Source organism: Bartonella sp. LJL80, assembly GCF_054871565.1.
The window spans coordinates 68495-81765 of record NZ_JBTXLM010000002.1 but is presented as its reverse complement, the minus strand read 5'-3'; the positions used below and the strand labels follow the sequence as shown (position 1 = coordinate 81765).

The 13271-nt window shown below is 49.5% G+C and carries 12 protein-coding genes; 3 read left to right on the top strand and 9 right to left on the bottom strand.

Features of this window, described 5'->3' with window-relative positions; genetic code table 11:
* Positions 1–53 precede the first annotated feature (53 nt).
* Genes hutU through hutI form a run of 4 tightly spaced genes read right to left on the bottom strand, consistent with a single transcriptional unit; the run spans position 54 to position 5373 of the window.
* Positions 54–1733, bottom strand: a complete 1680-nt coding sequence (hutU, locus tag ACYSNS_RS04655) for a urocanate hydratase (protein WP_461721982.1) — start codon at positions 1731–1733, stop codon at positions 54–56.
* Between the two features lie 17 nt (positions 1734–1750).
* Positions 1751–2539: an N-formylglutamate deformylase gene (gene hutG, locus ACYSNS_RS04650; RefSeq protein ID WP_461721981.1), complete on the bottom strand. Its 789-nt coding sequence runs from the start codon at positions 2537–2539 to the stop codon at positions 1751–1753.
* 2 nt (positions 2540–2541) lie between these two features.
* Positions 2542–4077 carry a histidine ammonia-lyase gene (gene hutH / locus ACYSNS_RS04645; RefSeq protein ID WP_461721980.1) on the bottom strand — a complete coding sequence of 512 codons (1536 nt, stop codon included), beginning with the start codon at positions 4075–4077 and terminating at the stop codon, positions 2542–2544.
* Positions 4078–4110: 33 nt separating this feature from the next.
* On the bottom strand, positions 4111–5373 hold the full coding sequence (gene hutI / locus ACYSNS_RS04640; protein WP_461721979.1) for an imidazolonepropionase: 1263 nt from the start codon (positions 5371–5373) through the stop codon (positions 4111–4113).
* 89 nt (positions 5374–5462) lie between these two features.
* Here hutI and ACYSNS_RS04635 point away from each other — a divergent pair, with 89 nt between their 5' ends.
* Both ACYSNS_RS04635 and hutC read left to right on the top strand, forming a co-directional pair.
* Positions 5463–6809 carry a formimidoylglutamate deiminase gene (locus tag ACYSNS_RS04635; protein ID WP_461721978.1) on the top strand — a complete coding sequence of 449 codons (1347 nt, stop codon included), beginning with the start codon at positions 5463–5465 and terminating at the stop codon, positions 6807–6809.
* 77 nt (positions 6810–6886) lie between these two features.
* Positions 6887–7633, top strand: coding sequence for a histidine utilization repressor (gene hutC / locus ACYSNS_RS04630; RefSeq protein WP_461721977.1), 747 nt, complete (start codon positions 6887–6889; stop codon positions 7631–7633).
* 18 nt (positions 7634–7651) lie between these two features.
* Here the strand turns inward: hutC and ACYSNS_RS04625 are convergent, their stop codons facing one another.
* The 5 genes from ACYSNS_RS04625 to ACYSNS_RS04605 form a co-directional block, all read right to left on the bottom strand.
* Positions 7652–8443 carry an ABC transporter ATP-binding protein gene (locus tag ACYSNS_RS04625; protein ID WP_461721976.1) on the bottom strand — a complete coding sequence of 264 codons (792 nt, stop codon included), beginning with the start codon at positions 8441–8443 and terminating at the stop codon, positions 7652–7654.
* Positions 8444–8594: 151 nt separating this feature from the next.
* On the bottom strand, positions 8595–9305 hold the full coding sequence (locus tag ACYSNS_RS04620) for an ABC transporter permease (RefSeq protein ID WP_461721975.1): 711 nt from the start codon (positions 9303–9305) through the stop codon (positions 8595–8597).
* Positions 9305–9991 carry an ABC transporter permease gene (locus ACYSNS_RS04615; RefSeq protein WP_461722386.1) on the bottom strand — a complete coding sequence of 229 codons (687 nt, stop codon included), beginning with the start codon at positions 9989–9991 and terminating at the stop codon, positions 9305–9307. Before ACYSNS_RS04615 ends, ACYSNS_RS04620 begins: the two co-directional genes overlap by 1 nt.
* Positions 9992–10121: 130 nt before the next feature.
* The gene (locus tag ACYSNS_RS04610) at positions 10122–10904 is read right to left on the bottom strand and encodes an ABC transporter substrate-binding protein (RefSeq protein WP_461721974.1); all 783 of its coding nucleotides are present in this window, start codon (positions 10902–10904) and stop codon (positions 10122–10124) included.
* A 37-nt stretch (positions 10905–10941) separates the two neighbouring features.
* A complete protein-coding gene (locus ACYSNS_RS04605; RefSeq protein WP_461721973.1) occupies positions 10942–12111 on the bottom strand; it encodes a M20 aminoacylase family protein in 1170 nt (389 codons plus the stop codon).
* Positions 12112–12217: 106 nt separating this feature from the next.
* Between ACYSNS_RS04605 and ACYSNS_RS04600 the strand changes: the two genes are divergently transcribed.
* The gene (locus tag ACYSNS_RS04600) at positions 12218–13168 is read left to right on the top strand and encodes a LysR substrate-binding domain-containing protein (protein ID WP_461721972.1); all 951 of its coding nucleotides are present in this window, start codon (positions 12218–12220) and stop codon (positions 13166–13168) included.
* Positions 13169–13271: the final 103 nt, after the last annotated feature.

Sequence of the window (13271 nt, the reverse complement as noted above, 5' to 3'; positions counted from 1 at the left end):
GCAAGCCCTGAGATCTCCCGTCCCACGGCTTGCATTTTTTACCAGCATTGACGTTAATTGCCCAAAATGGCGGGCAACCGCAGATTGTGTTCCTTGGCGCATTCAATAGCAATATCATAACCAGCATCGGCATGACGCATGACACCGGTTGCCGGATCATTCCATAAGACCCGCTCGATCCGCTTTGCTGCATCGTCGCTGCCGTCACAACAGATAACCATACCAGAATGCTGGCTGAAGCCCATACCGACACCACCACCGTGGTGAAGTGAAACCCACGTTGCGCCCGATGAGGTATTTAACAAAGCGTTCAATAACGGCCAATCCGATACCGCATCCGAACCATCCTTCATCGCCTCGGTTTCGCGGTTTGGTGATGCTACCGATCCGGAATCCAAATGATCGCGCCCAATAACGATCGGAGCAGACAATTCACCATTTTTGACCATTTCGTTGAATGCAAGACCGAGACGATGCCGATCACCCAGCCCGACCCAGCAGATACGGGCCGGTAAACCTTGAAACGCAATCCGGTCGCGTGCCATATCCAACCAATTGTGTAGATGCTTGTCATCCGGCATCAGCTCCTTCACTTTCTGGTCTGTCTTGTAAATGTCTTCGGGATCGCCCGACAGTGCAACCCAACGGAAGGGCCCGATACCGCGGCAGAAAAGCGGCCTGATATAGGCAGGTACGAAGCCCGGAAAATCAAAAGCATTTTCCAAGCCTTCATCCTTGGCCATCTGCCGTATATTATTGCCATAATCAAAGGTAGGAATGCCCGCGTGGCAGAAATCAAGCATAGCCTGTACGTGCACCTTCATCGATGCCCTTGCGGCTTTTTCGACTTCCGCAGGATGGGATTCACGCTTTTCTTTCCATTGGGCCATCGTCCAGCCGATAGGCACATAACCATTGATTGGATCATGTGCTGATGTTTGGTCCGTTACCATATCCGGCCGAACGCCACGGCGAACCATTTCTGGAAGAATTTCGGCAGCGTTACCAAGCAATCCAACTGATTTCGCGATGCCTTTTGATGTCCACTCGTCAATCATTGCCAAGGCTTCGTCAAGTGTTTCAGCTTTTTCATCAACGTAACGGGTGCGTAGACGGAAATCGATACTCTCCGGATTGCATTCAATCGCCAAGCAAGACGCGCCCGCCATGACCGCTGCAAGCGGCTGTGCACCGCCCATACCGCCAAGGCCTGCAGTCAGCACCCATTTGCCTTTGAGGTCGCCATTATAATGCTGGCGGCCAGCCTCGACAAATGTTTCATACGTACCCTGCACAATGCCCTGTGAACCGATGTAGATCCATGATCCAGCGGTCATTTGCCCATACATCATCAAGCCTTTTTTATCGAGCTCGTTGAAATGCTTCCAGTTCGCCCAATGTGGAACAAGGTTCGAGTTTGCAATCAGGACGCGCGGCGCATCCTTGTGGGTACGGAACACGCCGACCGGCTTGCCGGATTGTACCAGCAAGGTCTCATCATCCTCCAGCGACCGCAACGTTTCGACGATACGGTCAAAATCTGCCCAGGTTCGGGCAGCTCGTCCAATGCCGCCGTAAACCACCAATTCATGCGGATTTTCTGCAACATCGGGGTGAAGGTTGTTCATAAGCATACGCAAAGGGGCTTCTGTCAGCCAGCTTTTTGCAGAAATTTCATTGCCGACCGGTGGTTTTACTTCACGGATATTGTGGCGTGGATTAATTGTTTTCATTTTCATCTCCCGGGAATTCAATGTGTTTTGACATCGGCCAAAATGGCCTCAAGGATTGCTTTAAGAGGAGCACGCAAAGCGGTGGCCTTCGTAGCATCGTAAGCAAAAGGCGGTTTTTCCGTTTCCAAATGCGTTGACTGGGCGAGTTCCATTTGTATGGCGTAAACATGGTTAGCCGGATCACCATAGTGGCGTGTCGTCCACCCCCCTTTAAACCGGCCATTCAAAACATGATCATAATGTTGAGCGGTTTCTAAAACCGCCATAACGGCCTTTTCGATAGAAGGTGACGCGGTTTTACCGTCATTTGTCCCGACATTGAAATCTGGCAGTTTTCCTTCAAACAAAAAAGGAATGTGGGAGCGGATTGAATGACAGTCATAAAGAACCGCGAAACCATGGAGTGCTTTGACACGGTCTATCTCGGCCTGTAATGCAGCATGGTAAGGCGCGTGATAAGCGGCTTTACGCTTTTCAATATCAGCAGCATCCGGCTTTTCCGACCAGATCGGATTTCCATCGAAATCGGTCGTCGGCACAAGCGATGTGGTGTTTTGTCCCGGATAGAGACTGACATCTGCGGGGTCACGATTGGCATCAATCACATAGCGATGGAAAAGCGCGCGAACAGTTGTCACATCGTCGACCAGACCATCGTAGAGCCGGTCAATATGCCAATCTGTATCAGCAAGAATTCGGCCATTTTCATTCAACTGTGAATGGATAGTCTCGGGAACAAACGTGCCCGTATGAGGAAAGGCCAAAATCAGCGGGCTCCTGCCTTGTTTGACGGTGAACACATCCATGACTACACCTCCAAATGGCTAAAAACATCGTCGGGAAGAACATCGAGCAGTGCGCCTTCTGCGACCAGTCTCTGGCCTTTTTCCAAATCCGGTGCCATGTAGCGGTCGGTTTCAAGCGTCGCTACATCTTTGCGCAATCTTTCAATAACCGATGACAAAAGCGGACTTGTTGCAAGCGGTGCCCGGAATTCAATTCCCTGTGCCGCAGCAATGGTTTCAATGCCGATGATTGCAAACAGATTGTCGCTCATCTGGAGCAAGCGGCGCGCACCATGGCAGGCCATGGACACATGGTCTTCCTGATTGGCGGAAGTCGGGGTTGAATCAACCGAGGCCGGATGCGCCATCTGCTTGTTTTCCGACATTAAAGCGGCAGATGTCACTTCAGCAATCATCAAGCCGGAATTGAGACCCGGCTTTTTGGCCAGAAATGCCGGTAAGCCATAAGATAAAGCTGGATCAACCATCAATGCGATGCGTCGTTGCGCAATAGCACCTATTTCGCAGAGCGCCAATGCAATCTGGTCGGCGGCGAAAGCCACAGGTTCTGCATGGAAATTGCCACCAGATACCACAGTATTATCACTCAATACCAAAGGATTGTCTGTAACGGCATTGGCTTCGATAACCAGCGTTTTTGCAGCCGCTGAGAGAAGATCATAACAGGCGCCATCAACTTGCGGCTGGCAACGGATACAATAGGGATCTTGAACGCGTTCGTCATTATTGAGGTGACTGACACGTATTTTCGAGCCATCAAGCAGTCTACGCAAGCTTTGTGCGGTGACGATCTGCCCTTTGTGGCCACGCAGAGTATGAATGTCGGGATGGAACGGCGCCGATGATCCCATCGCTGCATCGGTTGACATAGCCCCGGCCAAAAGCGCTCCGCAGAGCGCGCGGTAACCACGAAACAAACCTGCAAGCGCAAGAGCGGTCGAAGTTTGCGTCCCATTGATGAGGGCCAAGCCCTCTTTTGCTTGCAACACAACAGGTTTCAACCCAGCCTTTGCCAATGCCTCAGCGCCGCTCAAACGCTCATTTTGATAGAATGCCTCACCTTCCCCCATCAAAACAGCGGCCATATGTGCTAGAGGCGCGAGATCGCCTGAGGCACCGACAGACCCCTTTTCAGGGATAACCGGAATAACGCCTTGTTCCAGCATTGCTTCGATCAGGGCGATCAATTCCGCTCTCACACCTGAAGCGCCGCGACCAAGAGAAATAAGCTTGAGCGTCATAATCAGCCGAACTATATTTTCGGCAAGCGGTGCGCCTACACCACAACAATGCGACAGGATGAGATTCCTCTGAAGCGTTGCCACATCAGCCGCATCAATCTTGATCGAAGCAAGCTTACCGAAACCGGTATTCACGCCATAGACCGGTTCGTTTCCCGCAGCGATCTCAGCAATGCGGGCAGCACCTTTTTCGATCGCGACACTGGTTGCAGGATCAAGCTTGCATAAAGCCCCATGCCAATAGACATCCTCCAAAATATCAAGCGAAACGTGTCCAGGCTTTAAAATATGTTTCATAATATCCTCCCTCGGCAATTGCCGGCATTAAAGTTATTTTTTGGGAAACGGCGCTGAAGACCGATAACGTGTATGCAGCGGATTAAAGCCGATGCGATAGACAAGCTCCGCAGGCTCCTCAATGTCCCAAACCGCAAAATCTGCGCGCTTACCTTTTTCAAGTGTGCCGCAATATTCAAGAATGCCGAGAGCCCGCGCCGCCTCCCGTGTAACGGCGGTCAGACATTCATCCACCCTGATATCAAAAAGCGTTGCACCCATATTCATCGTCAACAGTAAAGACATCAATGGCGACGTACCAGGGTTACAATCGGTCGCCAATGCTATCGGCACCTTTGCCGCGCGCAGGAGCGCGATAGGCGGCTTTTGAGTTTCGTGGATTGTATAAAAAGCACCCGGCAGGATGACTGCCACAGTACCAGCGTCAGCCATGGCCTTAACACCATTCCCATCAAGATATTCCAGATGGTCTGCCGACAGGGCACCAAACGATGCTGCAAGCTTTGCACCACCAAGATTGCTCAATTGCTCTGCATGCAATTTCACCGGCAATCCAAGTTCTTTCGCCTTCTTGAATACCCGTTCTATCTGTGCGGGTGAAAAAGCAATATTTTCACAAAAACCATCAACGGCATCAATAAGCCCCTCTGCATGCCCCTGCTCTATGACCGGAAGCACCACATCGTCAATATAGTCGTCCATACGGTTTTTATAGAGCGGCGACACGGCATGGGCAGCAAGACAGGTTGTAAGGACATTTACGGGGCGTAGAGTGGCAATTTTTCGCGCCGCGCGAAGCATGTTCAATTCCGCGTCAATCGAAAGTCCGTAACCGGATTTGATTTCAATGGTCGTGATGCCTTCACTTAACAAATGGTCAAGTCGAGGCAGAGCCGACGTTGCCAACTCTTCCACCGACATCGAAGCTGTGGCCGATACGGTGGAGGCAATACCGCCGCCTGCACGCGCTATTTCCTCATAGGAAGCGCCCTCAAGCCGCATTTCAAATTCTTTTGCGCGGTTTCCGCCGTAAATTATATGCGTATGGCAATCAATAAGTCCGGGCGACACCCAGCGCCTTTTCAAGTCTACAATATGCGCATCATCCGCAACTGGCGTTAAGCCTGAAGAAGGTCCGCAATAAACGATAATCCCGTCTTCGACGTAGATCACACCATCGTCCACGATACCAGTGCCCGTTTGGCCGCTCGCCATCGTCATCAGACGAGCATTTTTAAACAGAAACCGGCCTATCCCGAGCTGCTCGAAATTGGCATGTGACGTGAATTTTTCCATTGCAGCCTCCCTGAATGACGCTATAATGTATATACATAATGGAAGTCTTGGCAAGCCCCTTTTGTCAAGCGCGCGACTTGGAGGACGCAATGCACAAAATTTTTTCCGATACTGTTTTGGTGGGAGATGCGTGGCAGCACAATGTCACGCTTTGTATAGAACACGGAATGATCCAGTCCATCACCGCCGATACGAAACTATCGGACCATGAACACCATTATCAGGCGCTTATTGCCGGTATGCCCAATCTTCACAGCCATGCTTTTCAGCGTGCTATGGCAGGTTTTGCCGAGCGCCGCGGCAGTGCGACCGATAGTTTTTGGAGCTGGCGTACGGAAATGTATCGGCTGGCGCTTTCCATGACGCCTGAGCAGTTGGAAACTGTCGCCAGCCAGCTTTATATGGAAATGCTGGAAGCGGGGTTTACCCGCGTTGGAGAATTCCATTATCTACATCACGATGTTGCCGGCAAACGATATAGCGATATCGGCGAAATGGCGAGCCGCATTGCTGCAGCCGCAGAAAAAACAGCGATAAGGCTGACACTGTTGCCTGTATTCTACGCCCATGCCGGATTTGGCGGTCTTGATCCCATTGACGGGCAAAAGCGTTTTATCAATTCGGCAGAAACCTTTGCCGAGCTGCTTACATCCTGCAAGCAGCATCTTAAGCACCTTGACGGTTCTGTCCTCGGCATCGCACCGCACAGTTTACGCGCGGTCACACCGGAAGAATTGGACACAATCCTGCCTATGGCAGAAGGTGGCCCTATTCACATCCATATTGCAGAGCAAATAAAAGAAGTGGATGACTGTCTTGCCTGGTCGGGACAGCGCCCCGTGGAATGGTTGCTTGCACACCAGCCGGTAGATAACAAATGGTGCCTGATCCATGCAACGCATATGACTGCGCAAGAAACAAAAAATACCGCTTTGACGGGAGCTGTCGCGGGTCTATGTCCGATGACGGAAGGCAATCTGGGCGACGGTATTTTCAACGGCTTGGAATTTCTCGAGCAGGGTGGCGCCTTCGGCATTGGATCAGATTCGAATGTCTGCATATCCGTGGATCAGGAATTGCGGCAACTGGAATATTCGCTACGGTTGAAAAACCATATGCGCAATGTTGTCGCGAAGGCAGAACAGTCCAACGGCCTCAACCTTCATGTCAAAGCGGTTGGCGGCGGCAATCAGGCCTTGGGTGCCGAAAGCACACTACATACCGGTCAGCCCGCCGATTTCGTCGCATTATGTCGCCGTGGACAAGACTGGCTTGTCGATGACGATATTCTGGACAATTGGATATTCAACGGCAATGTGGCGGTAGACAGTGTTTGGATTGGTGGGCGTGAAATCGTCAGAGAGGGTCAACATCGCGATCGTGCGAAGATCGCAGCCGCATTCCAACAAACCATGCGCACACTGTTTGGAAAATAGAGATCAACGCCGATGTTTGTTGTGATCTGCGTCAACCAAGCTTTGCTTGCCGCCATCTTATTGAATAAGATGGCGGAATGGCACGCAGAGAAGATCAAACGCTGCATCAGCGTATTCTAAACGAGATTCAGAATAATATTTTGTCAGGCAGGTGGTTGCCCGGACACCGTTTGCCGTTTGAGGTTGATCTCGCCAAACATTTTGGCTGCTCAAGGATGACTGTCAACAAGGTGATGACGCAGCTTGCTGCAGCTGGCATGGTGGAAAGACGTCGGAAATCCGGCACCTTTGTTCGTGTTCCACAAAGCCAGTCAGCGATTTTGCCGATCAATGAGATTGCAACAGAAGTGGCTGCAATGGGGCTTGATTATAGTTTGACCATTCTCGCTCAGGAAAAGCGCAAAGCCAAGCCGGAAGAACAACAGAAGCTCGACTTGATGCAGGGCGGAATGATCTTAGCCATCAAATGTCTGCATCTTGCCAATGCACGCCCCTTTTGCCTCGAGCGCCGTCTTATCAATCTTCAAACCGTTCCCGAGGCTGAAAACGCCGATTTCACTGAGATTGCACCTGGCAACTGGCTGATCGATATGGTGCCATGGAGTGCCGCAGACAACCGCATTTCCGCTGTTTCTGCCGACACGGAAGCAGCACGTATGTTACAAATTGCCGAGCGTGACGCCTGCCTTCTCGTTGAACGTCTAACCCGCAATCACAATGGCATTGTAACGACGGTCAAGTTGCTCTATGCGGGCAATAGACACTCTATCGTTGCCCAATTTGAACCCGCACTTGATAGGCTCCCGGCTGTTGCACAGGATTGATCTGTTCACCATCGCTTTTCAGTGCAACAATGACCGTGAGACGAATTGTCTACATGCCTCGTTTTGAGCGTGATAAAATACTTGATCCGGTGTCCCCTCTTCAGCAATTTTTCCTTTTTGCAAAAAAATCACTTTGCTTGAAACATCACGGGCAAACTTCATCTCATGGGTTACCAGTATCATGGTTCGCCCCTCATCTGCCAGCTCACCAATGACATTCAACACTTCGCCGACAAGTTCCGGATCAAGAGCTGATGTCGGCTCATCGAACAGCATAACTTTCGGATCCATGCACAAGGCACGTGCAATGGCGACGCGCTGCTGTTGCCCCCCAGAAAGAAATGCTGGATATTGGTTTTTATGGCTATAAAGACCGACGCGGTGCAAAAGCTGCTCAGCCTTGTCAATTGCCTCATGGCGCGCCATGCCTAGAACATGGATCGGCGCTTCGATGACATTTTGCAAGACTGTCATATGTTGCCAAAGATTGAACCCTTGAAAAACCATGGAAAGACGTGTGCGAACACGCTCGAGTTGGCGCTTGTCAACGGGGTGTAAATAACCGTCCTTTTTGTGTTGCAGCTTGATGGTTTCCCCCAAGACTTCAATGGTGCCGCTACTGGGCAATTCAAGCATGTTGATACAACGCAAAAGTGTGCTTTTGCCCGATCCGGATGCCCCGATCATCGTAACAACATCACCTTCATGGGCGACAAAATCCACACCTTTAAGCACTTCCAATGCGGCATAATTTTTATGCAATTGGCTAACCTTGACCGCCACGGTTTCAGAAACATTCTTTTTTCCCATATCGGCTTTTTCTCCTCCGCCGTTATTGTTCATTCATGGACGTATCGCCAATTCTGTCGTATGCGCCCACTCTGGTTCATACGAAAGGCGATAAGTCCTCATTCGCTTCTATTCGCTAAACCGGATATGTCTTTCTCATCCCTGCATAAGACTAGGCCTTACGCCTTTGAAATCGCAAAAAGTGGCTTTCGAGTCTTCTAAAACCAAAGACCAGAAAAAATGTAATCGTTGCGTAAAGAACCGCCGCAATACCGAAGGCTGCAAAAGGCTGATAAGTGTCGGCATTGACATCACGCGCTATTTTCAAGATGTCAGGCACTGTCGCGGTAAAGGCCACCGACGTGGAATGCAGCATTAAAATAACCTCATTGGAATAGGCCGGCAGCGAACGACGTAAAATGGAAGGCAAGATGATACGGCAATAGGTTTTGAAGTCTGACATGCCATAGGCATGAGCCGCTTCGATCTCACCGTGGGGCATGGATCGAATAGCACCTGCAAATATCTCGGTCGTATAGGCACAAGTGCTGAGCACGAAGGCTAAAATCGCGCAATAGATCCCCTCACGAAAAATGCCCGATAGAAAGCCAGATGAACGCACGAAGTCCAGATGGTAGACGCCAGTATAAAAAATCAACAATTGGATATAAAGCGGCGTACCGCGGAAGATATAGGTAAATAACCACACCGGAGTCCTTAGCCATGGTTTCCGCGAACTCCGTGCGATAGCCAGTGGCAAAGACAGAATGAAGCCAGCCAGAAGTGAAACAACGAGCAACCATAACGTCATGGCTACACCCGTTATTTGGAACCCATCCGTCCAAAGGTAATTGCGCCAATATTCCTGAACGATATCCAACATTATGCGGTCCTCCGGATACCGGCTGAATATCGCCGGTCCAACCACATGAATATGAGATAGGAAAGCGTTGTCAGACCAAGATAGATAAGGGCCGCAACCACACTATAGAAGAAAAAATTCATCGTTCCCTTGCCAGCATCCTGTGTAGCCTTGACCATGTCCGAAAGACCGATGATCGAAACAAGTGCCGTGGCTTTCAACAAAATTTGCCAATTATTGGTTATTCCTGGCAAAGCGTGACGCATCATCAACGGAAACAGGATACGGCGAAAAACTTTGAACGGCCGCATTCCATAAGCGTATCCTGCCTCGAGCTGGCCGTAAGAAACAGCTTGAAACGCACCACGAAACGTTTCTGTAAAATAAGCCCCATAGATAAAGGAAAGCGTTATAACGCCAGCACTGAAGGGATCAATATCAAGCTGCCCGACACCCAGCCAATCCGTTACATCATTGACCCAAATCTGCAGGCTGAAAAACAAAAGCAGCATGATAACAAGATCGGGTACGGCGCGGATGAGCGTTGTATAGCACGCAGCAGGAAATCGCAGCCATGCAGCTTTGGCCAATTTACAACTTGCGCCTAAAAGTCCCAGCACCAGCGCACCCGCGAGAGCCAAAAGTGCCAGCTCCACAGTCGTCACTGTTCCACGTAGGATAAGACCGCCATAACCATCCAGAACCATCACAACCCTACTCCCTATGACTTTCCAGCACACGAAACCAGAAAACTAAACTCTTGTTGGTCTATCCCGTTGTTCAAATCGTGCATATTTAAGGCAATAGCCTTCAAAGGCCGCCAAAGTCGTTAGTCATTCAATAATTCATCATATCGAAATCAAAGTATTTCTCGTTGATTTTCTTATAGATACCATTTTTGATGATCTCATTGAGTGCAGCATTTATATCATCACGCAATTCCTGTTCGTTCTTGCGCAGACCAATGCCAGAACCACGTCCAAAAAATTCAGGATCGGTAAGCGGCTGCCCCATAATTGCATAATCGGCACCAATCGGCTTCTTCAGAAAGCCCACATCCACTTGAATTGACGCGGCAAGCGTGGCGTCAATCCGTCCCGAAACCAGATCGGAGTAGACGAGATCCTGATTGGCGTAAGTGACAATTTCAACGCCCTCTCGCTGCCATTTTGCTTTAGCATAAGCTTCTTGTGAAGAACCTTGTTCAACTCCAAGACGCTTACCTTTCAAAGACTCCGCTGTTGGCAACAAAGCGGCACCCTTTTTGGCAACCAATATTGACGGCGAATTGGAGATCTTGTCGGTAAATGCTATTTGCTTCTCACGTTTTTCAGTAATTACCAGTGACGATGCCACAGCATCAACCTTGCGGGCTTGCAAGGCGGGTATCAAACCGTCAAAGCTCATTTCAACCCAGACGCAATTTGCTTTCATTTGCGTACAGATGGCATTCATCACATCAACACTAAAACCTGTCAGCGAGCCATCGGGCAGCTTATAATCGAGTGGTGGGTAAGATGGATCAATACCAAGACGAATGGTTTGTCCGGTTCGATCTGCACCATAAGCGAGCGACGTCAACATCATCAAGCTGGCCAATAGAATTCCGGTTTTTTTCATTATCATTCCCCTTCTGCTGCTACTCAATTTATTCAACTCATTCTGCTTGCAGTAAAGTTTGTGCGAGATGGACCCAAAGCGCGGCACCGTTCAACAGGGCATCATCGTTGAAATCATATTTTGCCGTATGCAAAGCAGCACTGGTGATGCCATTGCCTATCGAGATATAAGTCCCTGGGCATTTTTCCAACATGCAGGCAAAATCATCACTGGCCATAATCGGCGAAAAATCGCCAACGAGGCATTCGCTACCAAAGTGCTTGATAACAACCTCTTCGGCCATCCGCGTCGTTGCATCATCGTTTACTAAAGCCGGATAATCGGTGCGATACGTCATTTCGGCTGTGGCACCGAAGCTCGCTGCCTGCTGGGTGATGACCTCGCGAATACGGTGTTCGAGAAGTCTGCCTATATCGGGATCGAGCGCACGCACCGTCAATAACATGTCGGCATAGGCAGGAATAATATTCGATGCTGTCCCCGCTTCAATTTTGCCAACCGATATGACGGCGGATTTCATTGGAGAAATATTGCGAGACACAATTGTTTGCAGCGCCAAAATAATGGTTGCGCAAACAATCGTTGGATCAATCGTTAGCTCCGGTACCGCACCGTGCCCTTCACGCCCATGGATCCTTACGGATACCTCGGATGCAGAAGCCATGAATGGGCCTTTGCATAAGCCAAATTGTCCAGCATCCACCCCCGGTTGATTGTGCAACGCATAAATTGCATCGCAGGGGAAGCGCTCGAACAGACCATCTGCAATCATACGGGCAGCGCCCTGTCCGTCCTCTTCCGCAGGTTGAAAAATAAACCGCACAGTACCGTTAAAGTGTTTCGTTTGAGCTAGATACCACGCTGATGCCATCAGAATGGACATATGTCCATCGTGACCGCAAGCATGCATGACACCTTTATTCTGGCTACAATATCCAAACGTGTTTTCTTCCAGAATCGGCAAAGCATCAAGTTCCGCCCTGAACGCTACTGTTTTACCCTTGCCGTTGTGTAACGATGCCACGATACCTGTATCACCGATATGACGGCTGACTTCATAACCCCATTCTTCCAGTTTGGCCGCAATATAAGCGGCTGTATCTGTCTCTTTGCAGGACAATTCAGGATGGGCGTGAAGATGGTGGCGAATTGCCACAGCTTGGGGCAAAAAATCTTCCAACAGCGTGAGCATGGCATTTGCTTGCATGCGCGAGACCTCCCTATCTCTATAAAGTCCAAGCTAGAACACTTTCGGGTTTGCCGTAAGACAAAAATGTATTATCCCTATAACCATAAGTTATCGGAGCGGTTCAATGAAGATCCACCAATTGCAAGCACTTGTGACGACAGCCGATATGGGGAGTATACGCGCAGCCGCCAGAAAGCTCGGTTTATCGCAACCGGCTTTAACGCGCGCTTTGAAAGAGCTTGAACACGAACAGCAATTGGCCTTGTTTATCCGCAAGCCAACGGGGCTGTCATTCACCGAGCACGGTAGCGCGCTTTTGCAACATGCTCGTGTTATCCTGAATGATTTACATCATGCGGAAAATGAAATGGGGATACGGCGCGGTCAACCGGAAGACCGCCTATGCATCGGTGTTGCGCCTTTGATGGCCTGCACTTTTTTGCCCGCAGTGATTACTCTGTTCAATCAGCGTATGCCGCATGTGCAGCTTGAAATTTATGAAAGCCTCAACATGGTTTCGTTACCGCTATTGCGTAATGGCACCATGGATATGGTTATTGCCAACCCTGAACACAGCTTTCCAGCTTCGGAATTTTCAAGTGAACCTTTTTTACAGTATCAAACAGGAATATTGCTCAGACATGGGCACCCAAAGCAGAATGCAAAATCACTGAATGAACTATTGGATGAAAAATGGGTCTTGAACTATTCGCCTGAAACGAAAAACTATGTGTTAAATGAAGTTTTTCATCGCCATGGCGTGGTTATTGACGAAAACCAGATAACACGTGCGCATTCGATTTTGGTGTCACAGAACCTCGTCAATCATGCCGATATGTGTACATGGTGTCCTGAGACTTTCGCCGACTTACAACCACAGTCCAACCTCAAAATCCTCTCGTTAAAACAGAAATTCACCACAATGAAGCTTGCCGTAATCTCGCGTAAAAACTTCATGACCGGTTTAAGCGGACGGACTTTCATCGCCTGTATTCATACAGTATTGGCTGAAAAATCACGCAGCAAGCTTGAAACCGACCAATTATTTTTTCAAAAATCGAAATTGATACGCTGATCATCGTAATCGTTGTTTTGCCCCATTTGGCATCGACAAAACGCATTCTATTTCATGTAAGATCGACAATAAGCCTGCCAAATCCAGATAAATATTTCCAATC